23 protein-coding genes are annotated in these 23582 nt (G+C 61.4%); 8 read left to right on the plus strand and 15 right to left on the minus strand.

Annotation, left to right across the window (positions count from 1 at the left end; all coding sequences use genetic code 11):
* The first annotated feature begins 58 nt into the window (after positions 1-58).
* The 3 genes from plsB to ACP6KB_RS21560 are packed head-to-tail and all read left to right on the plus strand — an operon-like array spanning position 59 to position 3677.
* Positions 59-2545, plus strand: a complete 2487-nt coding sequence (plsB, locus tag ACP6KB_RS21550; protein ID WP_442109284.1) for a glycerol-3-phosphate 1-O-acyltransferase PlsB — start codon at positions 59-61, stop codon at positions 2543-2545.
* An 11-nt stretch (positions 2546-2556) separates the two neighbouring features.
* Positions 2557-2955, plus strand: coding sequence for a YbaY family lipoprotein (locus ACP6KB_RS21555; protein WP_442109285.1), 399 nt, complete (start codon positions 2557-2559; stop codon positions 2953-2955).
* A gap of 32 nt (positions 2956-2987) precedes the next feature.
* Entirely contained in the window at positions 2988-3677 is a 690-nt protein-coding gene (locus ACP6KB_RS21560) for a DUF4197 domain-containing protein (protein WP_442109286.1), read from the plus strand.
* A 92-nt stretch (positions 3678-3769) separates the two neighbouring features.
* On the opposite strand, the gene ACP6KB_RS21565 is transcribed toward ACP6KB_RS21560, so the two are convergent.
* Positions 3770-6835, minus strand: a complete 3066-nt coding sequence (locus ACP6KB_RS21565) for an efflux RND transporter permease subunit (RefSeq protein WP_442109287.1) — start codon at positions 6833-6835, stop codon at positions 3770-3772.
* Positions 6836-6840: 5 nt separating this feature from the next.
* A complete protein-coding gene (locus ACP6KB_RS21570; protein ID WP_442109288.1) occupies positions 6841-7941 on the minus strand; it encodes an efflux RND transporter periplasmic adaptor subunit in 1101 nt (366 codons plus the stop codon).
* Positions 7942-8133: 192 nt separating this feature from the next.
* On the opposite strand from ACP6KB_RS21570, the gene ACP6KB_RS21575 reads away from it, so the two are divergent.
* Positions 8134-8769 (plus strand): TetR/AcrR family transcriptional regulator, encoded by a 636-nt coding sequence (locus ACP6KB_RS21575; protein WP_442109289.1) that lies wholly within the window; start codon positions 8134-8136, stop codon positions 8767-8769.
* On the opposite strand, the gene ACP6KB_RS21580 is transcribed toward ACP6KB_RS21575, so the two are convergent.
* The gene (locus ACP6KB_RS21580; RefSeq protein ID WP_442109290.1) at positions 8770-9552 is read right to left on the minus strand and encodes a class I SAM-dependent methyltransferase; all 783 of its coding nucleotides are present in this window, start codon (positions 9550-9552) and stop codon (positions 8770-8772) included. It abuts the gene before it with no gap.
* A 94-nt stretch (positions 9553-9646) separates the two neighbouring features.
* On the opposite strand from ACP6KB_RS21580, the gene ACP6KB_RS21585 reads away from it, so the two are divergent.
* Complete coding sequence (locus tag ACP6KB_RS21585; protein WP_442109291.1) at positions 9647-10267, plus strand: energy transducer TonB; 621 nt, start codon at positions 9647-9649, stop codon at positions 10265-10267.
* Positions 10268-10270: 3 nt separating this feature from the next.
* Here ACP6KB_RS21585 and ACP6KB_RS21590 read toward each other — a convergent pair whose 3' ends face one another.
* The 7 genes from ACP6KB_RS21590 to ppc form a co-directional block, all read right to left on the minus strand.
* Positions 10271-10966 (minus strand): extensin-like domain-containing protein, encoded by a 696-nt coding sequence (locus tag ACP6KB_RS21590; RefSeq protein ID WP_442109292.1) that lies wholly within the window; start codon positions 10964-10966, stop codon positions 10271-10273.
* 5 nt (positions 10967-10971) lie between these two features.
* Positions 10972-11802 (minus strand): isocitrate lyase/PEP mutase family protein, encoded by an 831-nt coding sequence (locus ACP6KB_RS21595; RefSeq protein WP_442109293.1) that lies wholly within the window; start codon positions 11800-11802, stop codon positions 10972-10974.
* Between the two features lie 33 nt (positions 11803-11835).
* The gene (locus tag ACP6KB_RS21600; RefSeq protein ID WP_442109294.1) at positions 11836-12705 is read right to left on the minus strand and encodes a DUF72 domain-containing protein; all 870 of its coding nucleotides are present in this window, start codon (positions 12703-12705) and stop codon (positions 11836-11838) included.
* A 3-nt stretch (positions 12706-12708) separates the two neighbouring features.
* Positions 12709-12996, minus strand: a complete 288-nt coding sequence (locus tag ACP6KB_RS21605) for a hypothetical protein (protein WP_133216939.1) — start codon at positions 12994-12996, stop codon at positions 12709-12711.
* A gap of 225 nt (positions 12997-13221) precedes the next feature.
* Positions 13222-13896: a tRNA (adenosine(37)-N6)-threonylcarbamoyltransferase complex dimerization subunit type 1 TsaB gene (tsaB, locus tag ACP6KB_RS21610; RefSeq protein ID WP_442109295.1), complete on the minus strand. Its 675-nt coding sequence runs from the start codon at positions 13894-13896 to the stop codon at positions 13222-13224.
* Between the two features lie 86 nt (positions 13897-13982).
* The gene (adk, locus tag ACP6KB_RS21615; protein WP_442109296.1) at positions 13983-14633 is read right to left on the minus strand and encodes an adenylate kinase; all 651 of its coding nucleotides are present in this window, start codon (positions 14631-14633) and stop codon (positions 13983-13985) included.
* 254 nt (positions 14634-14887) lie between these two features.
* The gene (gene ppc, locus ACP6KB_RS21620; protein WP_442109297.1) at positions 14888-17515 is read right to left on the minus strand and encodes a phosphoenolpyruvate carboxylase; all 2628 of its coding nucleotides are present in this window, start codon (positions 17513-17515) and stop codon (positions 14888-14890) included.
* Positions 17516-17651: 136 nt separating this feature from the next.
* Between ppc and ACP6KB_RS21625 the strand changes: the two genes are divergently transcribed.
* The 3 genes from ACP6KB_RS21625 (at position 17652) to ACP6KB_RS21635 (ending at position 19496) form a co-directional block, all read left to right on the plus strand.
* The gene (locus tag ACP6KB_RS21625) at positions 17652-17996 is read left to right on the plus strand and encodes a pilin assembly protein (RefSeq protein WP_442109298.1); all 345 of its coding nucleotides are present in this window, start codon (positions 17652-17654) and stop codon (positions 17994-17996) included.
* Between the two features lie 249 nt (positions 17997-18245).
* Positions 18246-18659, plus strand: coding sequence for a DUF4398 domain-containing protein (locus tag ACP6KB_RS21630; protein ID WP_442109299.1), 414 nt, complete (start codon positions 18246-18248; stop codon positions 18657-18659).
* Between the two features lie 48 nt (positions 18660-18707).
* Positions 18708-19496, plus strand: a complete 789-nt coding sequence (locus tag ACP6KB_RS21635) for an OmpA family protein (RefSeq protein WP_442109300.1) — start codon at positions 18708-18710, stop codon at positions 19494-19496.
* A 135-nt stretch (positions 19497-19631) separates the two neighbouring features.
* Here ACP6KB_RS21635 and ACP6KB_RS21640 read toward each other — a convergent pair whose 3' ends face one another.
* The 5 genes from ACP6KB_RS21640 to ACP6KB_RS21660 are packed head-to-tail and all read right to left on the minus strand — an operon-like array spanning position 19632 to position 23446.
* Entirely contained in the window at positions 19632-19961 is a 330-nt protein-coding gene (locus tag ACP6KB_RS21640) for a hypothetical protein (RefSeq protein WP_442109301.1), read from the minus strand.
* Positions 19958-20881: an alpha/beta hydrolase gene (locus ACP6KB_RS21645; RefSeq protein ID WP_442109302.1), complete on the minus strand. Its 924-nt coding sequence runs from the start codon at positions 20879-20881 to the stop codon at positions 19958-19960. The genes ACP6KB_RS21640 and ACP6KB_RS21645 overlap by 4 nt, the downstream gene beginning before the upstream one ends.
* Positions 20853-22130 (minus strand): flavohemoglobin expression-modulating QEGLA motif protein, encoded by a 1278-nt coding sequence (locus ACP6KB_RS21650; protein ID WP_442109303.1) that lies wholly within the window; start codon positions 22128-22130, stop codon positions 20853-20855. Before ACP6KB_RS21650 ends, ACP6KB_RS21645 begins: the two co-directional genes overlap by 29 nt.
* A 37-nt stretch (positions 22131-22167) precedes the next feature.
* A complete protein-coding gene (locus tag ACP6KB_RS21655) occupies positions 22168-22713 on the minus strand; it encodes a hypothetical protein (RefSeq protein WP_442109304.1) in 546 nt (181 codons plus the stop codon).
* A gap of 28 nt (positions 22714-22741) precedes the next feature.
* Positions 22742-23446 carry a TetR/AcrR family transcriptional regulator gene (locus ACP6KB_RS21660; RefSeq protein WP_442109305.1) on the minus strand — a complete coding sequence of 235 codons (705 nt, stop codon included), beginning with the start codon at positions 23444-23446 and terminating at the stop codon, positions 22742-22744.
* Positions 23447-23582: the final 136 nt, after the last annotated feature.

The following is a 23582-nucleotide window of genomic DNA, read 5'->3' on the forward strand; positions in this document are numbered from 1 at the left end:
TACGTCACACTAACCGACTGAGCAAACACTCGAAAAATTTACCCAGAGCACACACTGTATGACCCGTTCTCCCCTGCGCCGCCTGATCTTTGGCGCTCTGCGTCGCCTGTTGTACCTGTGGGTGCGTTCCGAGACTATCAATCAATCCTCCTTCACCCTGAACCTGGATCGTAGCCGTCCGGTGTTCTACGCCCTGCAATCGCCATCGCTGACCGACCTGGCAGTGCTCGACCGCGAATGCACTAAAGCCGGGCTACCCCGCCCGGTCTTGCCCGTAAACGTTGGCTCGCTGCAGGAGCCAGCGGCGTTTTTCTACCTGACCCCGGAACCTGACTGGCTTGGCCGTCAGGACAAGCGCGGTGCGCCACCGACCCTGTCGCGGTTGGTCAGTGCGGTCAGCCAGCATGCCGAGGAAGATGCGCAGATCATTCCGGTCAGCGTGTTCTGGGGCCAGTCACCAGCCAGTGAGTCGAGCCCCTGGAAACTGCTGTTCGCCGACAGTTGGGCGGTGACCGGCCGCCTGCGCCGCTTGCTGACGGTGCTGATTCTGGGACGCAAAACCCGCGTGCAGTTTTCTGCGCCCATTCATATGCGCGAACTGGTCCAGCACAACAAGGGCCACGAACGCACGGTACGCATGGCCCAGCGCATGCTGCGGGTACACTTTCGCAACCTCAAGACTGCCGTTATCGGCCCGGACATTTCGCACCGGCGCAATCTGGTCAAAGGCCTGGTCCACGACCCGCTGGTTCGCCAGGCCATCGCCGACGAGGCCGAACGCGAAAACATCCCGCTGGCCAAGGCTGAGGCCCAGGCCCTGCGTTATGGCAACGAGATCGCCTCGGACTACACCTACACCGCGATCCGTTTCCTTGAAGTGGTACTGAGCTGGTTCTGGAACAAGATCTACGACGGCATCAAGGTCAACCATATCGAGCAGGTGCAAGGCATTGCGCCGGGCCACGAGGTCATTTATGTGCCCTGCCATCGCAGCCACATCGACTACCTGCTGCTCTCTTACCTGCTGTTTCGCAATGGCCTCACACCACCGCATATTGCCGCCGGGATCAACCTGAACATGCCGGTGATCGGCGGCCTGCTGCGTCGTGGCGGGGCGTTTTTCATGCGTCGCACCTTCAAGGGCAACCCCCTGTACACGGCGGTGTTCAACGAATACCTGCACACCCTGTTTACCAAGGGTTTCCCGGTGGAGTACTTCGTCGAAGGTGGCCGTTCGCGTACCGGGCGCATGCTCCAGCCGAAAACCGGCATGCTGGCCATTACCCTGCGCAGCTACCTGCGCTCGTCGCGCACGCCGATCGTCTTTGTACCCGTGTACATCGGCTATGAACGCGTGCTCGAAGGCCGCACCTACCTGGGCGAGCTGCGCGGTGCTAGCAAGAAGAAAGAGTCGATCTTCGACATCTTCAAAGTGGTTGGCGCACTCAAACAGCGCTTCGGCCAGGTGGCAGTGAACTTCGGCGAGCCGATCCGCCTCGGCGCCTTCCTCGACCAGCAACAGCCTGGCTGGCGTGAACAGACGCACGCCCCGCAGTTCCGCCCCGCCTGGCTCAATGAAACCACCTCGCGCCTGGGTGAGAAGGTGGCCCGCCATCTGAATGAAGCGGCAGCGATCAACCCGGTCAATCTGGTGGCCCTGGCGCTGCTCTCCACCAGCCGTCTGGCCCTGGACGAACGCGCCCTGGCGCGGGTTCTGGACCTGTACCTGGCGCTGCTGCGCACAGTGCCCTACTCACCGCACACCACCTTGCCGGACGGTGACGGCCTGGCCTTGATCAGCCACGTCAAAGGCATGGACCTGCTGGCCGAGCAGAGCGATGCGCTGGGCAAGATCCTCTATCTGGACGAGCAAAACGCGGTATTGATGACCTACTACCGCAACAACGTGCTGCACATCTTCGCGCTGCCCGCGTTGTTGGCGAGCTTCTTCCAGAGCAGTTCGCGGATGAGCCGCGAGCTGATCCTGCAATATACCCGGGCGCTGTACCCGTACTTGCAATCGGAGCTGTTCATTCGCTGGGAGCTCGACGAACTCGATGCGGTCATCGATCAATGGCTGGAGGCTTTTGTCGAACAAGGCCTGCTGCGCTACGAGAACGGCGTGTACATGCGCCCGGCACCAAGCTCACGCCAGTTCGTGCTGCTGACCTTGCTGGCGCGCGCCATCACGCAAACCCTGCAGCGCTTCTACATGGCCACGGCACTGCTGCTCAACAGCGGCCAGCACACGCTGAGCGCTGAAGAACTGGAAGACTTGTGCGTGGTCATGGCCCAACGCCTGTCGATTCTGCATGGCCTCAACGCGCCAGAATTTTTCGACAAAACCTTGTTCCGTCATTTCATTCAGACCCAGATCGAGCAGGGCGTACTGCGCCCGGATACCCAAGGCAAGCTTGGCTACCATGAGAAACTCAGCGAACTGGCCGAAGGGGCGGCCAAGCGGGTGCTGTCGGCGGAAGTTCGCCTGTCAATCCGCCAAGTGGCCCTGCATCGCAGTGAAGACGCCAGCGAATCCCCGGCATAAAGGAGTTACCGATGAAAAAACTGTCCCTGATCCTGCTTGGCAGCCTGCTGGCCGCCTGCAGCAGCACGCCTGAGCCTTCCAAGGCCAGCCTCGACGGTGAAGTGTTCTACCTGCAACGCATCGCCCTGCCGCCTGCCGCCACCCTGAGCGTCAGCCTGCAGGACGTTTCGCTGATGGATGCCCCGGCCGTGACCCTGGCCAGCCAGAATGGCCCGATCAAAGGTAACGTGCCACTGCCCTTCCACCTCAGCTACGACCCGGCCCAGGTCAAGCCCGGCCACCGCTACGCCGTTAGCGCGCGCATCGAGCTGGACGGCAAACTGCTGTTCATCAATACCGAACACCACGGTGTGAAACTCGACGGCTCCGACTCGCAACCCGTACGCATCAAGGTTGATGCGGTTCGCTGAATGTCGCTCTGACTCTAGATAAGGAAGCTGCCATGCTCCGCTCTGCTCTTAAATTCACCGGCCTGTGCGCCGGCGTGCTGCTCTCGGCCAACGCACTGGCACTGTCGCTCAGCGACTTGTCGCAAAAAGACGCCTCGGGCGGCCTCAAAGATGCCCTGACCCAAGGCGCCCAGGTGGCGGTCAAGCAACTGGGTACGCCCGGTGGTTTTAGCAACAACCCTGAAGTGCGCATCGAACTGCCGGGCAACCTCGGCAAAGTGGCGAAGAAAATGAAGCAATTCGGCATGGGTGCCGAAGTCGAACAGCTGGAAACCAGCATGAACCAGGCGGCTGAAGCGGCGGTGCCGCAGGCCCAGGCGTTGCTGGTCGAGGCAGTGAAGAAGATGACCGTTGACGATGCCAAAGGCATTCTGGCTGGCGGCAACGACTCGGCCACCCAATACCTGAACAAAACCAGCCGCGAACAGCTGCGCGCCAAGTTCCTGCCGATTGTCAAAAAGGCCACTGATCAGGTTGGCCTGGCCCAGCAATACAACAGCTTCGCCGGGCAAGCGGCAACCTTGGGAGTGCTGGATGCCAAGAATGCCAATGTTGAAGGCTACGTGACCGAGCAGGCGCTCAATGGCCTGTTCGAGATGATTGCCAAGCAGGAAGAAAGCATTCGCCAGAACCCGGCACAAGCCGCTACGGGCTTGGCCAAGAAGGTGTTTGGCGCGCTGTAAGGCATTTCGCAGTGTGGGAGCGGGCTTGCCCCGCGAAGCGATTTGTCGGGTAGATCGCTTCGCGGGGTAAACCCGCTCCTACAGGGGCTTATTCAGGTCTTCTTCACTCTGAACCAGGCGGCATACAGCGCCGGCAGGAACAACAGTGTCAACGCCGTCGCTACAATCAGCCCACCCATGATCGCCACCGCCATCGGCCCGAAGAATACGCTGCGTGACAGCGGGATCATTGCCAGCACCGCCGCCAGTGCGGTCAGTACAATCGGCCTGAAGCGCCGTACCGTCGCCTCGATAATCGCCTGCCAGCGGTCCAGCCCGGCGGCAATGTCCTGTTCGATCTGATCGACCAGAATCACCGAGTTACGCATGATCATCCCCGACAGGGCGATGGTCCCCAGCATGGCGACAAACCCAAACGGCTGGCGGAACACCAGAAGGAACAAGGTCACGCCGATCAGCCCCAGCGGCGCGGTAAGGAACACCATCACCGTGCGCGAAAAGCTGCGCAACTGCAGCATCAGCAGGGTCAATACCACTACAATGAACAACGGCACACCGGCGTTCACCGACTTCTGCCCACGAGCTGAGTCTTCCACGGTGCCACCGACTTCCAGCAAGTAGCCATCAGGCAGCTCGGCACGCACCGGTTCCAGGGTCGGCAGGATCTGTTTGACCAGAGTGACCGGCTGTTCCTTGCCATAGATATCGGCACGCACCGTCACGCTCGGCAGGCGGTTGCGATGCCAGATGATCCCCTCTTCGAAACCGTACTCAAGCGTCGCCACCTGCGACAACGCCACACTGCGGCCATTGTCGGTCGGCACTGCCAGGCTTGGCAGGCCAGCCAGGTCCTTGCGTTCCTGCGCCGTGCCGCGCAGGAGGATTTCGATCAGTTCATTGTCTTCGCGGAACTGGCTGACCGAAGAGCCGGTCAGCGAGCTTTGCAGAAATTTGGCGAGATTTGCCGTGCTGACCCCCAGCGCCCGGGCACGATCCTGATCGATGTTGAGGTACACCACCTTGCTCGGCTCTTCCCAGTCCAGGTGCACGTTGACCACATGCGGGTTCTCGCGCACCTTGGCCGCCACCTTGCGCGCCAGCGCACGGACTTGCTCGATGTGCTCGCCGGTGACGCGGAACTGCACCGGATAGCCCACGGGCGGGCCGTTCTCCAGACGCGTAACCCGCGAACGCAGGTCAGGGAACTGCTCATCCAGGGTACTGATCAGCCAACTGCGCAGGGCTTCACGCTCTTCGATGGTCTTGGCCAGTACCACGAACTGGGCAAAGCTGGCAGCAGGCAATTGCTGGTCCAGCGGCAGATAGAAACGCGGCGAACCGGTGCCGATGTAAGCCACGTAGTTGTCGATACCGGCACGTTCCTTGAGCAACGCTTCGAGGCGTTTGACCTGTTCGGCAGTGTTGTTGAGCGAAGCACCTTCGGCCAGTTTCAGATCGACCATCAGTTCCAGACGCCCGGACGCCGGGAAGAACTGCTGCGGCACGAAACGGAATAACAGGATGCTGCCGATGAACAACGCCAGGGTAGCGACGATCACGGTTTTACGCCGTTCCACGCACCAACCCACTAAACGCCGTACTCGCTGGTAGAACGGCGTGGCGTACGGGTCCGGGCCACCGCTTGTGGTGCCGTGCTTGGCGGCATGCAATTTGGCCAGATCGGGCAGCAGGCGTTCTCCCAAGTACGGCACAAACACCACCGCGGCAATCCACGAAGCCACCAGGGCGATGGTCACCACCTGGAAGATCGAGCGGGTGTACTCACCAGTGCTGGACTGGGCCGTGGCAATCGGCAAAAAGCCTGCGGCGGTAATCAACGTACCGGTGAGCATCGGGAACGCGGTGCTGGTCCAGGCGTAGCTTGCCGCTTTGATACGGTCGAAGCCCTGCTCCATCTTGATCGCCATCATTTCAACGGCAATGATCGCGTCGTCCACCAGCAGCCCCAGGGCCAGCACCAAGGCCCCGAGAGAGATTTTGTGCAGACCGATGCCCAGGTAGTACATGGTGGCGAAGGTCATCGCCAGCACCAGTGGAATGGCCAGCGCCACCACCAGGCCGGTACGCATCCCGAGCGAGAAGAAGCTCACCAGCAACACAATTGCCAACGCCTCGACCAGCACCCGGACAAACTCGCCAACCCCGGTTTTCACCGCCGCCGGCTGATCGGAGACCTTGCGCAGCTCCATACCCGCTGGCAGATTGCTGGCAATGCGGGCGAACTCGGCTTCCAGGGCTTTGCCCAATACCAGAATGTCGCCACCGTCTTTCATCGACACGGCAAGGCCAAGGGCATCCTGGCCCATGAAGCGCATCCGCGGCGCGGGCGGATCGTTGAAGCCGCGGCGCACGTGTGCCACATCACCGATACGGAAGGTGCGGTCGCCGACACGGATCGGGAACTGTTCGATCTGCTCAACTGTGTCAAAGCGACCGCTCACCCGCAGCTGCAAGCGTTCGCTCGGGGTTTCGAAGAAACCGGCGGTAGTGACTGCGTTCTGCTCCTCCAACGCTTGCTGCACAGCGGCCAAAGGCAGGCCCAGCGTAGCCAGCTTGAGGTTGGACAGCTCGATCCAGATCTTTTCGTCCTGCAGCCCGAGCAGCTCGACTTTGCCGACGTCCTTGACCCGCTGCAGCTGAATCTGCACGCGGTCAGCGTAATCCTTGAGCACGGCGTAATCGAAACCTTCGCCGGTCAGCGCATAGATATTGCCGAAGGTGGTGCCGAACTCGTCGTTGAAAAACGGCCCCTGAATGCCGGGCGGCAGGGTGTGGCGGATGTCCGCGACCTTCTTGCGGATCTGGTACCACAACTCGGGAATATCGGCCGAATGCATCGAGTCACGTGCCACGAAAGTGACCTGGGATTCACCGGGGCGCGAGAAGGAAACGATCTTCTCGTACTCACCGGTCTCCATCAGCTTCTTTTCGATACGCTCGGTGACCTGGCGCGATACTTCCTCAGCACTGGCGCCCGGCCAGTTGGTGCGAATCACCATGGCCTTGAAGGTAAAGGGCGGGTCTTCGCTTTGCCCCAGTTTGGTGTACGACAAGGCGCCAACCAGCGCCAACAGAATCATCAGGAACAGCACGATCTGCCGGTTGCGCAAGGCCCAGGCGGAAAGGTTGAAACCCATCGGACTTACTCCTTGGCCGCCAGATTCACCACACGATTGGAACGATCCACCGGACGTACCTGTTGCCCCTCCTGGAGCACATGCACGCCGGCCGCCACTACCCAGTCCGAAGCGTTGAGGCCTTCGAGTACCGGCACACTGTTTTCGCCGTATGCCCCGACCCGCACCGGCACACGTTTGAGGGTGTTGTTGGCCTCTACGCGCCAGACGTAGGTCTGGCCGTTCTCGGCGGTCAGCGCCGACAGCGGCACCGCCAGGGGCACCTGTTCGCCATGCTCGATGTAAACCCGGGCACTTTGGCCGAGTTCTGCCGGGACCTTACCGGCCGTGAAAGCGATGCGCGCCGCGAAGGTGCGCGAACGCGGATCGGCCGAAGGCGACAGTTCGCGGATGCGCCCGTTGAAACGTTGATCCGGTTGCGACCACAGCTCGACCGACACCGGCTGGCCGACCTTGAAGCGCCCGAACTGCTGCTCCGGCAAGCCGATCAATACTTCTCGCTCGCCATCGGCGGCGAGGGTGAACACGGTCTGGCCAGCGGCAACCACTTGCCCGACTTCAACCTGACGCTTGGCGATCACCCCGTTTTGCGAAGCACGCAAGACCGCGTACTCAGCCTGATTGCCGGCCACATCAAACTCGGCACGCACCTGCTTGAGGCGGGCAACGCCAGCGCGGTAGAGGTTTTCCGCATTGTCGTACTGGGAATGGCTGACCATCTGCCGATCGAGCAAGGTTTTGTAGCGATCACGCTCGGCCTTGACCAGGTTCAGGTTGGCTTCGGCGGCCGCCAATTGTGCACGGCTGGCCTCCAACTGCAGGCGCACATCTTGTGGGTCCAGCTCGGCCAGTGGCTGATCGGCCTTGACCCGCTGCCCCTCCTCCACCAGGCGCTTGCTAACCTTGCCGCCAATGCGAAACGCCAGGTCAGGTTCAAAGCGCGCATGCACTTCACCCGGGTAACTGTCGGCGGTGGCACTGGCCGACTGCGGCTGCACCACCATGGCGGGGCGCAGGGAAGTCTGGGGTGCGCTTTCCTGTCCACATGCAGAAAGCAGCAAAGCAAGACCGACAGGCAGAGCGAGGGGCAAGGCATGGCGCAACATGATGAATGACCTTTCGCGAGTGGCGCTTTGAATATTTATACTGGCGAGTATATTAAATCAGCGAACCACAACCGGGAAGCGTGCGCCCAAGAGAAAAAACGTATTAACAGGCTTTTGTTATGACGATATCTGCCTGCTCGTAACGGGTCGGCGATGTACCATGGTCTCTTACCGGAATCTGTATAAGCCCTCATGCCCAACGACCTAACCGCTCCCGTCGGCCCCGGCCGCCCCAAGGACCTGGCCAAACGCCAGGCCATTCTCGAGGCGGCCAAACAGCTGTTTCTTACCCTTGGCTATGCCAACACCAGCATGGATGCGGTCGCGACAGCGGCAGGTGTTTCAAAATTGACGGTCTACAGCCACTTTACCGACAAAGAGACGCTGTTCAGTTCAGCGATCTACGCCACCTGCACCGCGCAGCTGCCGGAGCTGATCTTCGATTTACCCGACGGCGTGCCGCTGGAGCACGTGCTGCTCAATATCGGCTGTGGTTTCCAGGCCCTGATCAGCAGCGACCAGTCAGTACAGTTGACCCGCCTGATCATGACCCTGGGCGCTCAAGACCCCAAACTCAGCCAGATCTTCTTCGAAGCCGGCCCGCTGCGGGTGCTGCGCGAAATGGAGTCGCTGCTGCGGCGCGTCGATCAACTGGGCCTGTTGCGCATCGAGCATCCCGACCAGGCGGCGGAACACTTTTTCTGCCTGCTCAAGGGCGCGCCGAACTATCGCTTGCTGCTCGGCTACGCCCCGGCACTGGACGCCGAGGCGGCCCGCGCCCATGTCACGCAGGTGGTGAGTATGTTTCTACGCGCCTATCGCCCCTGATCAAGCCTTGAGGGCTTTTTTCGGGTAGATGTCGTAGCGGCTCGACTTGCCTTCCAGGCTGTGGCTGGGCTTGGGTCCGTCGATAATCGGCGCCTTGCGCGGGCGCTTGACCACCACCCGGTGGCTGGCCAGCGCCAGTGCCGCTTCGAGCAGCGCCGGCGCGTCGAGGTCATCACCGACCAGCGGGCGGAACACCCGCATCTCCTTTTTCACCAAAGCGCTTTTGTCGCGGTGCGGGAACATCGGGTCAAGGTAGATCACCTGCGGCGGCTCGCCCTGCCAATTGCGCATGCGCTCGATGGCATTGCCGGTGAGCAGGTGCATACGCGCGACAATCGGGCCGACTTCGGCATCCGAGGCGGCGCGGGCCAGGCCGTCTTCCAGCAGCGCGGCAACCAGCGGCTGGCGCTCGATCAAGGTCATCTGGCAGCCCAGGCTGGCCAGCACGAAGGCATCTTTGCCCAGCCCTGCCGTGGCATCGAGCACCTGCGGGCGCACGCCTTGAGCGATGCCCACCGCCTTGGCGATCATCTGCCCGCTACCGCCGCCGAACACCCGCCGGTGCGCTGCCGCGCCTTCGACAAAGTCCACACGTACCGGCCCTGGCGCTTGCGGGCCCAGTTGCTGGATCTGCAGCCCGCTGGCACCCACCTGCACGGCAAACGCTGCGTTGTCGTCCGCAAGCGGCAGGCTCAGGCGCTGCGCCCATGCCTGGGCCGAAGCCTGATAATCGGCTGCCAACGCCTCGACCCGGATACCGCCGTCCGCCAGTTGCTCCACCATCAAATCCTGTACTCAAAAAAATTAAATGATCGTCGGCCACGGCCGATAACGAAGTATTCGCTATTTTGCCAGACCTTCACGGCCCGCGACTGCCATGACCGACATTCTTCAGCTCAGCTCAGGTTACATCTCGACGGTAGGCAACTACGGTCGGCACAACACCCAGGCACTGGGCGGCGTCAGCCACCTGTGGCAGGACTTCTTTGCCCGTGCCCTGGCTGAGCAGCAAGCTGAAGATAGCGACGGTCAATTCACGGCCATCGAGACCGTCGACGAAGTGACTGGCGAACCTGTGGGTGGCAGCCAAGTACTGGCGCATATCAATCGTCAGCGTTTGTGCGATGTGCAAGACACCGAGATCGCCCCACCTGAGCCGTTGTTCCTGCCGATTGCCGAGTTCGAACCGGAACTGCTGGAAAAGCTTGCGCCGCCCTACAGCGATGTCGAATTGATCGAGCAGCAGCGTCAGCTGGACATCAGCAACAGCTGGGTTCGCCCGGTGGTGATGAGCCAGGGCCATCCGCTGCCTGAACCCGGCCCTGGGCCGGCCCCCAAAGCGCTGTTCCTACCAATCGCCGAATTCGAGATGGACCTGCTCGACAACGCCCCGGAGCCGTTCGACGAACCTACCCTGGTGGCCCAACAATCGGCGCTGGACTTCGACACCCGCTGGGCACGCCCGGTGGTGTTGAACAACGTGCGCATCGCAGCCTGAGCCTCATCGGCAGATCTGCCAGAACCCCATGTCCAGATGAAAGTGATTCCGGTGGGCGGCGTTGTAGTCCGGCCCCAACACGGTATTGAAGCTATCGCAGGCACTGGCGTGCACATCCCTTAGAAAGCGCGCCTTGCGCCCCTCCCCCGGCCAGTCCTTGAGCAACTGAATGCGCTGACCATCGGCCAGACGAAACCCGGCGATGTCCAGGGCGTTGGCCGAGGCATGCTGGCTCAGCCGCCCGACCTTGCGGTTGTACATATTGCGACAGGCATAGCTACCCAGATGATCGACCTGCACCACCGGTTGCGCGAACGCGCGTTGCGCCGCCGGTTGCAGCGCATGGCGCTCAAACAGGGCGTAAGCCACCGCCAAGGGGCAACTGGCGACGAAGCTGCTGCTCAGGCGCACCGATGAGCCCTCGACGCGCACCACGTTTTCCAGCGGGCACGGCGCCCCCGCCGGGCTGTCGGCCTGTTTGCGATAGCGCAGCTCCGAGGTTGCCAGGGCTTGCGCACACAGCTGCGGATCGTCGCGCAAGCGCCCCAGTTTGTAGGGCGTCAGCAGGTTCGCGGGATCACGTACATCCAGGGTCGCCCAAGGGTTCCACGCCGCCGGCAGGCGCCAGCCCAATTGCCAGGCCGTCACCACAAACGCCACCAACAGCAGACATAACAGCGCGACGAGCGTCTTGCGCAACGCAGTCAACGCCTGAACAACTGATTGAGCTGGGCAAAAGGCAGCGCCTGATCGGCATAGTCGAAACGACCGTCTGCGCGAATGCCTTCAGCGGCGCGCAGAAACGCGCCATAGGCCGCCCTGGCCAATGACGAACCGACACTGATGCGCTTGACGCCCAGCGCCTGCACATCGGCGAAACTAAGCGCCATGCCACTGACACCCATCAGCAGGTTCACAGGCTTGGGCGCTACCGCCTGCACCACACGGCGGATCTCTTCAGCCGTGCGTAGCCCCGGTGCGTAGAGCACGTCAGCGCCTGCTTCGGCGAAGGCTTGCAGGCGGGCGATGGTGTCGTCCAGGTCTTGCTGGCCGTGCAGCAGATTGTCGGCACGGGCGCAAAGCATGAAGGGGAAATCCAGGCTGCGGGCAGCGGCCACTGCCGCTTCGACTCGCTCGACTGCCAGGTGAAAACCGTAGATCGGCGCCTCGCTGTTACCGCTGGCGTCTTCGATGGAGCCCCCCACCAGCCCGGCTTGCGCAGCCTGCACAATGGCAGCGGCACAGCCTTGGGGGTCATCGCTGAAGCCGTTCTCAAGGTCTGCCGCCACCGGCAACGCGGTCGCATCGACAATGCTGCGGGCGTTCGCCAGGGTTTCGTCGAGCGTCAGCGCGCCTTCGGCATCCGGCCGGCCAAGCGAAAAGGCAAGCCCGGCACTGGTGGTGGCCAGTGCCTCAAAGCCCAGGCTTGCCAACAGTTTGGCCGAGCCGGCATCCCAGGGGTTGGGAATGACAAAAGCGCCCTCGCGTTCATGCAGGGCTTTGAAGGCTTCGGCACGTAAGGTCTGTACATCCATGATCACGGCTCCCGGGCAGGCGGCAGGTCGCGTTCAGAGCAGGCCGAGTTGTTCAGCCTCGGGGGCTCTGTCCAGTTCAGGCAAAGCCGCCAGCCCAGGCAAACGCTCCATCAAGCCTCGATGAAAACGCTGCGCCAATGCTGCGGCCAAGCGGTTATCGGCAGTATGCAGGAAAACATAGGGGCTGCGACCTTCTTCGATCCAGGCCGCTACTTTGTCCAGCCACGGCAACAGAAACGGCTCGTTTGCCTCCAACTGCGGATGGCCAATGAAACGCACTTGCGGATGCTGGCTGAAAGCAGTCGGTCGCGGCGGTACCCGTGGCTTTTTCGACTGGGCATGCACAACACCCGGGTCATCCGAGGTGCAGCTGAACAACGCGCGCGGATCCAGGCAGATGCGTTCGACGCCGCGCCCTTGCAGCAAACGGTTGAGCTGGCGTTCCTCATCGCCTCTGGCGAAGAACGCACGGTTGCGCACTTCCACAGCAATTGGCACGTCGACTTCATTCAGAAAGGCAATCAGCTCAGCGATCCGCGCCGGGCCAAAGGTTGAGGGCAGTTGTAACCAGAACGGTGCCACGCGCGCGCCCAAGGGCTTGAGCAACTCAATGAAGGAGTGCGCCACAGGCAGCTGCTCGCGCAAGTCACCGGCATGGCTGATGTCGCCAGGAAACTTGGCTGTGAAGCGAAAATGCGCGGGCATGGTTTGCGCCCAGCGTTCAACCGTGGCCGGTGCCGGGCGGGCATAAAAGGTGGTGTTGCCTTCTACGGCATTGAATACCTGGCTGTACAGGCCAAGAAACTCGCTGGTCTTGGCGTCAGCCGGATAGAGGTAGTCACGCCAGGCGTTTTCACTCCAGGAGGGACAACCAAGAAAATAGGGAAGCGTGGACAGACTCATCCATCAAATGTACAGGTCCAGCCCCAGCACTTCCATCTCCCAGTCAACGAAACCTGCAGTGGTCAGGTAGCTAGCCAGGGCCTGAGCGGTGCGTTTGTTGCGCGCGCGAGGGAAAATCATGTCCTGCTGGCGTGCTGGCAAACCCGCCGTGCGCGCCTGGCCGCTGCTGGCCTGAGGCTGTACTTCGAACTCGCCCGGCAGATCCTCGTCCACGTCATCGTTACGAACCGGTGCTTTGCGCGGAGCCCGCTTGATGGGGTAGGACTGTGAGGAAAAACCGTCTATGCGCATGGCGATCTTCTCAAGAACAATGATGGCAATTTAGCAGCATCAGAATTCCTTCGCTAATGCCCGAACGATAACTAGACCACAGTTTGGGCCAAAGGTTTTATTTGCACTTGGAATAATAGACGAGTAGGAGCGGGCTTGCCCCGCGATGCGATGTAACTGACAGACCACAATCGCGGGGCAAGCCCGCTCCCACAGGTGGTGCAAGTCAGTTGCTCCCACCGGGTGTTACCGCGCTTTCGGGGTTGCCACGTTATCGCGCAGGTAGACAGGCTGAGCCTGGTCAGCCGCAATCGCCTCGCCCCGCTGCCAGGCAAAGGTCGCCAGGGTCAGCAAGTCTTCGGCATGCGGCAGCAGGCTGGCATCCTGGCCGCTCAGGGCCACTGGAATGCGCTCGGCATAACCCCAACCGGTACCGGCGCCAAACCACTCGCCACTGACGCCTTCCGGCAGAACAGCGCGCTCGGGGGCCAGTACCGCTTCGTTACCCAGCAGGCGCATTTCACCGTCGACCGCCTGATAGCAGCCCCAGTACACCTCATCCATGCGCGCATCGATGGCGGCCGCCACCTGCGTTACACCCTGCTCACGCAAGGCACGCTGGGCCAGCACCGCCAGGTTCGACACCGGCAACACCGGACGCTCCAGGGCGAAAGCCAGGCCTTGCACCACACCGATGGCAATACGTACGCCAGTGAAAGCGCCCGGGCCACGACCGAAGGCAATGGCATCCACGGCAGACAAGGTGGTGCCAGCATCGGCCAGCAGTTGCTGGATCATCGGCAGCAGTTTCTGGGCGTGCAGGCGTGGAATCACCTCGTAATGGCTGGAAACCTTACCGTCGTGCAGCAAGGCAACGGAGCAGGCTTCAGTGGCGGTATCCAGGGCCAGCAAGGTGGTCATCGGGGTATCCAGGCGAATGAAAAAAGAGCGGCATTATAAACAACAACGGCCCGCAAGCGGGCCGTTGTCTGCGTACCAAGCGTCAATCAGCTCAGTGCAGCCAGAACCTTGGCGGTGATGGCTTCAACCGAACCGACGCCTTCAATGTGGCTGTACTTCGGTTTGCCCGCATTAGCAGCCGACAGCTTCTGGTAGAAGTCCACCAGGGGCTTGGTCTGGCTGTGGTAGACCGACAGACGATGACGCACGGTTTCTTCCTTGTCGTCGTCGCGCTGGATCAGGTCTTCGCCAGTGGCGTCGTCCTTGCCTTCGACTTTCGGCGGGTTGTACTGGATGTGGTAGGTGCGGCCCGAGGCCAGGTGCACGCGACGACCCGCCATGCGGCCGACGATTTCTTCGTCGTCCACGGCGATCTCGACCACGGCATCGATATCGACGCCTGCAGCAACCATCGCTTCAGCTTGCGGAATGGTGCGGGGGAAACCATCGAACAGGCAGCCGTTGGCGCAATCTGGCTGAGCGATACGCTCCTTGACCAGGCTGATGATCAGCTCATCGGAAACCAGCTGACCGGCGTCCATGACTTTTTTCAGTTCCAGACCCAGCGGGGTGCCAGCTTTGACCGCGGCACGCAGCATGTCGCCGGTGGAGATCTGTGGAATACCGAACTTTTCGGTGATGAACTTTGCCTGAGTACCTTTACCGGCCCCGGGAGCTCCCAGCAGAATCACGCGCATATTGTGCTCCTCATTTTTGTAAGCAAATCAATGGAGTCGGCGCAGAGGGCCAAGTCCGGAATTTGGGTGATGACTACAAATCAGTCAAAAGGCTGCTCAAGATACACAGCGCCTTCGAGCCACACAAGCGCCCGAAAGTTGGAAAAAACCACACACACTCACCGCACAAAGCACAGGTTGCGCCGAGCGCAACCCATTGCTTTGCAAGCATTCTCCCCTCTCTGTCGAGGCAATTGATGACACTGCGCGCTGGCTCAACCGGTATTGCGCAAGCCGGCCGCGATACCCGCCACAGTGACCAGCAGGGCCTGCTCCAGCGGGCTGTCCAGAGCGGCTTCCTGCTTGCGCGAACGTGCCAGCAACTCGGCCTGCAATAGATGTAGCGGGTCCAGGTAGGTGTTGCGCAAGCGGATGAATTCCAGGGTTTCCGGGCTGTGTGCCAGTAGCACCGGCTGCCCGGTCAGACCCAGCACCACCTGGCACGCCTGCGACAATAGGTCGCGCAGATGCGCACCCAAAGGTCGCAGTTCTGGTTGCACTAGACGTTCGTCGTAGGAGCGGGCGATATCGGCATCGGCCTTGGCCAGAACCATTTCCAGCATATCGATACGGGTGCGGAAGAACGGCCACTGCTCGCGCATTTCGGCCAACAGCTCGCCCTGCCCGCGCTTCAGCGCGTTGTTCAACGCTGCCTCCCAACCCAGCCAGGCGGGCAGCATCAGACGCGTCTGCGTCCAACCGAAGATCCATGGAATCGCCCGCAGGCTTTCGATTCCCCCGGCGCGGCGCTTGGCCGGACGGCTGCCCAACGGCAAGCGCCCCAGTTCCTGCTCTGGTGTCGATTGGCGGAAGTACTCGACGAATTCGGGGTTGTCGCGCACTACGCCACGGTAGGCCTTGACCCCATCAGCGGCCAGCTCGTCCATCAGCGTACGCCAGGCCGGCTGCGGTGGTGGTGGCGGCAATAAGGTCGCTTCCAGAACGGCGGCCAGGTACAGGTTGAGGTTTTGTTCGGCGATGTCTGGCAAGCCGAACTTGAAGCGGATCATCTCGCCTTGTTCGGTGGTGCGGAAGCGCCCTGCTACCGAACCTGGCGGTTGCGACAGAATGGCCGCGTGAGCCGGGCCACCGCCGCGCCCCACCGTGCCACCGCGACCATGGAACAACAGCAGCTCGACCTGCTGCTCGCGGCAGATGCGTACCAGCGTTTCCTGGGCCCGATACTGCGCCCAGGCGGCTGCCGTGGTGCCCGCGTCCTTGGCCGAGTCGGAGTAACCGATCATCACTTCCTGAGGGCCGTGCAGCGCACTGCGGTAGCCCGGCAAACCGAGCAGGCGCTCCATCACCGGGCCAGCGTTATCGAGGTCGGCGAGGGTTTCGAACAGCGGCACCACCCGCATGGGCCGCTGTACCCCGGCCTCTTTGAGCAGCAACTGCACCGCCAACACATCAGAAGCCGCACCGGCCATGGAGATCACGTAAGAGCCCAGGGAAGCCGCAGGCGCAGCAGCGATCTCACGGCAGGTGGCCAGCACCTCTGCGGTATCGGCCTGGGGTTTGAAGTAAGCCGGCAGCAGTGGGCGACGGTTGTTGAGTTCCTGCGCCAGAAAGGTGATGCGCGCCTCTTCATCCCAGTCGGCGTAACGGCCAAGACCGAGATACTCGGTGATCTCACTGAGCGCGGCGGTGTGCCGAGCCGCATCCTGACGCACATCCAGACGTACCAGGAACAGGCCAAAAGTCACCGCCCGGCGCAGGCAGTCAAGCAACGGGCCGTTGGCAATCACGCCCATGCCACAGGCGTGCAACGACTCGAAACACAGGTGCAAGGGTTCGAACAGGTCGCGGTTGTCGTGCAATACCTGGGGCGAAGGCGTCTGCGCCGAGGTCAAGGCGCTGTGCGCCCAACTGCGGGTTTCGCGCAGGCGGTCGCGCAATTGCTTGAGTAGCACGCGGTACGGCTCGGCGGCATCGCCCACCTTGGCCCGCAGCGCGTCACTGGCCTGCTGCATGGACAATTCGGCGGCCAGCGATTCGATATCGCGCAGGAACAGGTCTGCGGCCATCCAGCGCGCCAGCAACAGCACCTCTCGGGTTACTGAAGCGGTGACATTGGGGTTGCCGTCACGATCACCGCCCATCCATGAGGCAAAGCGGATCGGCGCAGCTTCGAGCGGCAGGTGCAGGCCTGTGGCCTGGTGCAACGCCTTGTCGACTTTGCGCAGATGATGCGGAATAGCGTGCCACAGTGAGTGCTCGATCACCGCAAAGCCCCACTTGGCTTCATCCACTGGCGTTGGCCGGGTGCGCCTGATTTCCTCGGTGTGCCAGGCTTCGGCAATCAGCCGCTGCAGGCGCTCACGAACGTGCTCGCGCTCGGCGGGGATCAAGTCGCGATGATCTTGCGCCGCCAGTTGCGCGGCAATCGCATCGTACTTCTGGATCAGGGTGCGGCGCGCCACTTCAGTGGGGTGGGCGGTCAACACCAGTTCGATGTTCAACTTGCCAAGTTGGCGCGCCAGCGCGTCGTCACTGTGCCCGGCGGCTTTGAGCCGCGCCAGCAGTTCGGGCAACACCCGGGCTTCGAAGGGTGCTGGCTGATCGGCGTCACGACGACGAATCAATTGGTACTGCTCGGCGATGTTGGCCAGGTTGAGAAACTGGTTGAAGGCGCGTGCCACCGGCAGCAGTTCGTCTTCGGCCAGGTCGTTGAGGGTTGAACTCAACTGCTCACCAGCCCCACTGCGATCGGCCTTGGCGCTGCGCCGAATGTCTTCGATTTTTTGCAGGAACACCTCACCGTGTTGTTCACGAATGGTGTCTCCCAACAACTCGCCCAACAAATGAACATCTTCACGCAAGCGCACATCGATATCAGTCATCAGCCTTAGTCTCCGGCATTCCTGGAAAACCGCTCTGGCCCCAGAGTGCCCCAGTACCGGTCATGCTTTCAAGGCAGACCAAAGGCTGCGCAGTAGCTACGCTGAAATCAGATCCCTGAGGATTGAAGAGGTCATCATGAAAATTCGCGAGCTTGCCAAGTACTGGGAACAGAACGCCAAAGGCCGCCTCAGCCCCACTGGCCACGTTCTGCATCTGGATGTGGAGTCGACGGCACGTTTGGCGGCCCTGGCCGAAATGTACCCCAAGCGTCGCCCCGAAGAGCTGCTGGGCGAACTGCTTGGCGCAGCCCTTGAAGAGCTGGAAGCGAGCTTCCCGTACATCCAGGGCCAGCAGGTGATTGCCACCGATGAAGAGGGCGACCCGCTGTACGAAGACATCGGCCCAACACCGCGCTTTCTGAAATTGTCGCGTCGCTACCTGCAGGACATAAACAGCCACAACGACGAATCAAGCCACTGACCCCCCGCCTCTTGAGCCGATAACGGGCGCCTGCGCAGGCGCCCGCGTACCACGGCGCACCTCGGAAGTTCCGAAAAAAACGACTGACCGATCAGTCAGTAAAAGCCGTAATTTTGCGGCAATTTTTTCTGAACTATCGAAAAAACACCTCGGTCACAGCCAGTAGCCATCACGGCAATTCCCTCGCGCCGACGGCGACGAGGCGCCTATGGACTGTTACGGAATTCACTGTTCATCAGGAGTGATCCAATGGAGCTGACCACTATGAAGACCCGTACTACTAATCCCTCTCCCACTCACCTGCGCGGGCTCAAGCTGAGCCTACTGGCACTGGGCAGCAGCCTGGTGCTGGCCGGATGCGCCGGCAAGCCACCCAGCGAGCAGTACGCGGTGACTCAATCGGCGGTGAACTCGGCTGTCAGCGCCGGCGGCACCGAGTTTGCCGCCGTGGAAATGAAAGCGGCGCAGGACAAACTCAAGCAGGCGGAAATCGCCATGCACGACAAGCAGTACGCCGACGCCAAACGCCTGGCCGAGCAGGCCGAGTGGGATGCGCGGGTTGCCGAACGCAAGGCGCAGGCGGCCAAGGCCGAAAAGGCCGTGCAGGATGCCCACGAGGGCGTTCAGGACCTGCGTGAGGAAGGCATGCGCAGCACGCAGTGATGCTGCGTTGCCGCCCCCTGTTCTCGTAATTGATCAAAGGATGACCTTATGCGCACCCAGATGATGATTCCCGCCCTGCTGGCCCTGAGCGTTGCTCTGGCGGCCTGCTCGACACAACCGAACGCCAACCTGGAGTCGGCCCGCAGCAACTTCTCGACCCTGCAGAGCAACCCGCAGGCGAGCAAAGTCGCCGCCCTTGAAACCAAGGACGCCCAAGACTGGCTGAACAAAGCCGATGCGGCGTACCAGAACAAAGAAGACGTGCAGCACGTCGATCAGTTGGCTTACCTGACCAACCAACGCGTCGAAGTGGCGAAGCAGACCATTGCCCTGCGCACGGCAGAAAACAAACTGCAAGACGCCTCGGCCCAGCGCGCCAAAGCCCGCCTGGATGCGCGCGACGCGCAGATCCAGAAACTGCAGGACAGCCTCAATGCCAAGCAGACCGATCGCGGCACCCTGGTGACCTTTGGCGATGTACTGTTCGACTTCGACAAGGCCACGCTCAAGAGCAGCGCCTTGCCTAACATCACCACCCTTGCGCGCTACTTGCAGGAAAATCCGGATCGTCAGGTGATTGTTGAGGGCTACACCGACAGCAAAGGCAGCGCCAATTACAACCAGTCACTGTCCGAGCGCCGCGCTGGCGCTGTGCGTATGGCGTTGGTGCGTGCAGGGGTAGAACCGGCACGCATCGTTGCGCAGGGATATGGCAAGGAGTTTCCGGTGGCGGACAACGCCAGCAACTCAGGCAGGGCGCAGAATCGCCGGGTCGAGGTGACCATCTCCAATGACAACCAGCCAGTGGCACCGCGCACGGTCAGCCAGGCGCATTGATTGATCACTGGTGGCAACTACCTGTGGGAGCGGGCTTGCCCCGCGATTCGGTGTGGCAGACGAGCCGCAATCGCGGGGCAAGCCCGCTCCTACAGGTGGTGCAAGACAGTTGCTCCCACCTCCCCCGGGATGCGTTTATTCCTCAACCTGCTGCGGCGTTTCCTGCCCCAGGCAACGAACCGCCTGCTTCTTGCTGTCCACCAGCACGCCGGTCAGGCCTTTTTGCGAGGTGTCGAACAACACCAGTACGCCATCCACACACTGGGCCACCTGGTTGGCCGGCTTCAACGAGATCTTGTAGTCCTCCCCCGGCACTGTCTTGAGCATGGTGAAATCCGACAGCAGCAGCGCGTCTTCAGGCTTGGCGAAATGCAGGTAGCCGTAGTACCACAGCGCGCCAACCGTACCGATGATGCTGCACACACCGGTGATAATCAGGGGAATAGCGTTACGTTCTTCACTCATTGTGACGTCTCGTCAGGGTAATTGGGGACTTCGGCCAAACGGCGTAATCCATTGAAATGTGCCGGGTCGTCCAGAAAGCGCAGCATGACCTGACGCCAGGTGCGGTCGGCAAAGGTCTGCACATGGCCACCGCGGGTCAGTTGTAGCACCCGGGGTGGTGGCGCGGCCTGGTACAGCTGGATGCCGTTGGTAAGCGGCACGATGGCATCATCGATGCTGTGGAAAAACAGTTTCGGTGGCGTTTTCAACTGACTGATCGAATGGATCGCACTGTCACCGTCGGGGACCAGCCACGACAGCGGCACCTGAAAGGGCCAGGTCATCCATGAGTTGCTCAGGGCGAATTGTCCGACCTGACGGTAACTGGCCGGTACGCCGTCAAACACCAGGGCCTTGAAGCGCTTGGCCTGCTGTGGGTGCTGGGCCAGGTAATGAATGGCCATGGCGCCACCGAGGCTCTGCCCCAGCAGTACCTGCGGCTTACCTTGCACTTCGGGTGCCTGGTCCAGCCAGTTGAGCGCTGCCTCGATGTCCTGGTAAACCTCAGGCAACGTTGGTTCGCCCTGGGACAGGCCATAGCCGCGATAGTCCAGCAGCAGTACCTGATAGCCCTGCTTGGGCAGCCACCAGCTGCCACCCAGGTGCCAGGCCAGGTTGCCACCGTTGCCATGCAAGTGCAGCACCGTGCCTTTGACCTCCACACCCGCCTTGGCCGGCAGCCACCAGCCATGCAGGCGCGTGCCGTCGGCGGCGGTGAGGGTGATGTCACGGTACTCCAGCTTGGCCTTTTGCGGGGTAAAGGGTTGGCCAGGCTCAGGGTAGAACAACAGTGAACTGCAACCACCCAGACTCAGTAACACCAGCAGCAGGCCGATGAGCCTGCAGCGGGTATCAGAGAATATTCGAGTAATCGGCTTCAATCCGGTCCAGGCTCAGGTGGTTGAGGAAGTTGGAGAAACACATCCACGCCGACAGCGCATTGAGGTCGCGAAACTGCTCCGGCAGGTACTTGGGCGGTTCAACCAGGCCCTCATCGACCAATTGGCGCAAGGTACGCATGTCTTCAAGGGTGGTCTTGCCGCAGAACAACAGCGGGATCTGCTCAAGCTTGCCTTTACGCACGGCCAACTGAATATAGTTGTAAACCATGATAAAGCCCTTGAGGTAGGACAAGTCCTTGGTAAATGGCAAGCCATTGGGCACCGAACCCCGGAATACCCGGCTGGCATTGCCGTAACTCTCCGGCATGCCGAACCCCTGGGCGCGGAAGAACTCGTAGACCTGCATGAAGTCGGCGCCCTCCTCGACCATGTGAATGGCGCGGGTACGGTTGGTCAGCTTGCGCAGGCGGCTCGGATAGGAGGCAAAGGCAATCACCTCCATAAGAATCGCCAGGCCTTCCTGGGTCACGGTCGACGAGGGCGGGCCCTTGGCCAGGAAGGTACAGATCGGCTGGTTCAGGCCATTGAGGGTGGTACCGACATGCACCAGGCCTTCGTGCACTTCCAGGGCACGAACATCACGGCTGTTGAACATGGCGTCGGCGCGAATCTTGATGTAGTCCGCCCCTGCCGCCGCGTCGGCGACAATGCCATCAGACTCGAACACGCGGATGGTGTCTTCGGCTTCGTTGAACACCTTGTTCAGGCGGCCTTGCAGCATCTCCACTGCCTGTTTGGCGGTAAGGTTCTTCGGTTCGTCCTTCAGGTCGCCACGGCCGTCGATGTTGTTCAGGTAGTCCGAAAGCATCAGCCCCAGGTCAGCCAGGGTCGGATCGCCAGCATGAAATGCATCGGACGCCGCCCCATACAGCTCCTGGGAGATCAGGCCGAAATCCTCGGTGCCACGCGCCTCCAGCATGCGCACTACCATGCGGTATTCCTTGCACATGCGCCGCATGATTTGCCCAACCGGGTTGAACTGACCCAGTTGCCGGGTGATATCGCGCTCGATGTTCTGGAACTCAAGCTTGACTGCGCTGGAATCGAACGACAGCGGCCGCCCCAGGTAATAGGCGCGGTCCACCTGCGGCGGCTCCTTGCCTTTGGTCTTGAGAAAAGCCTGGCGGATGCTGTCGTCCCACTTCACTGCATCGAGCACGCGAATGGGCGTTTGCGCCAGGACAATGCGATCAGACAGGGCACGAATTGTCTGCTGGTACTCGTCCACCCTAAACTCCTTGAATGGTCTGTATGACTTGCCTTGACTACTTGCCAGCGCGCTGGAAACGCGCCACTTCGATGAACAGGTCGGAGTTGGCCGGGTCATCCAGGTAGGCCAGAACCCGCTCGGCCGGGCTGTCGATCAACACGCCTTCGCCGTTGTCTTCAGGTACCTCATAGGTACGCCCGCTGAGCTCTTTCTTCGCCACCGCCTGATTGACCTGCTCGACATCGAGGTTGTAGATCACCAACTCTTTGCCATCGACAACATCGAACCCGCCGATCAGGAAGTTACCGCCCAGGCGCTTGGGCACACCGGCCGAGAGGTACCAGCGATTACCGTGTTTGGACACGGTAAAGGCGTACTCATCGCGCTTCTTGTCCTTGCCGACAGCCACTGCCTTGTAAGCATTACCACCGCTGCGGCTGATGGTCAGGCTCAGGGGTTCGCCCCAGGCGTCCTTGCTCGACCATTTGCCCAGCAGGGCCTTGGGCGCCGCTTCGTTGGCCGGCATTGGCTCATTGAAGGTCACCAGACAACCACCCAGCAGCAAAAACGACAACGCCAACAGCAGACTTCTGGCTTTCATCGGGTTCTCCTTGAAAAAGAGTCGCGTCTCACACAGCAGCCAGCACCAGATGCAGATACCGGGTAAGGATAGCGAGCATCTGCGCTTGCGCATCGGCGCGTGAGGCGTCGAGCAGGCCCTGATATTCCATCTGCTCGATAATCGCCGTCAACACCAGCGCATCTTGCTGGGGTTGGCGCGAGCCCAGCACCTGCAACATCTGCCCGGCGCCACGCAGCAGAATCTGCTCGTGCAGCTTGACCAGCTCGGCCAGGCGCGGGCACAACAGTGCCTCCTGGCGAAAGGCCTGCTCAGCCATCAGGAAGTCACGACGATTGTGCAACTGCCGCTGCACGTAGTCGGCGGTCATCTTTGCGATTTCATCGGCCAGGCGCGCGCGGCACTGCGGGCTTTGATCGCCTTGGGCGAGCAACTGGCGCAGGACGATTTCGGTGTGTTCCCACAGCTTGGCCATGTAGGCCGCACTGCGTTCCACGTACTGGGCGAAGGTATCGGTGAGCAGGTCTTCAATGTCTTTGAAGTAGTACGTCGTTGCCGACAGTGGCACACCGGCTTCAGCGGCTACCGCGCGGTGCCGCACACCGCGAACACCTTCGCGCACGACAATGCGCATGGCGGCATCGAGAATGTCCTGACGGCGCTGTTCACTGCCCTGGCGACTGGCCTTGCGGCCCTGATACTGAACACTTTCGGCAACCGACGTGGCAACGCCAGCGGCGCCTTGTTGGGCCATTGCAGGAGTCACAGCTGATTCACCCCTAAGGTGTGGAAGGTGCTGTAGGAGCGGGCTTGCCCCGCGATCGCCGTGTGTCGGCACATCGGATCGCGGGGCAAGCCCGCTCCTACCGGCAACAAAAAGCCGCCCCGAA

The sequence above is a fragment of the Pseudomonas sp. NUPR-001 genome (assembly GCF_052147955.1).
In the GTDB taxonomy this organism is placed as follows: Bacteria; Pseudomonadota; Gammaproteobacteria; order Pseudomonadales; family Pseudomonadaceae; genus Aquipseudomonas.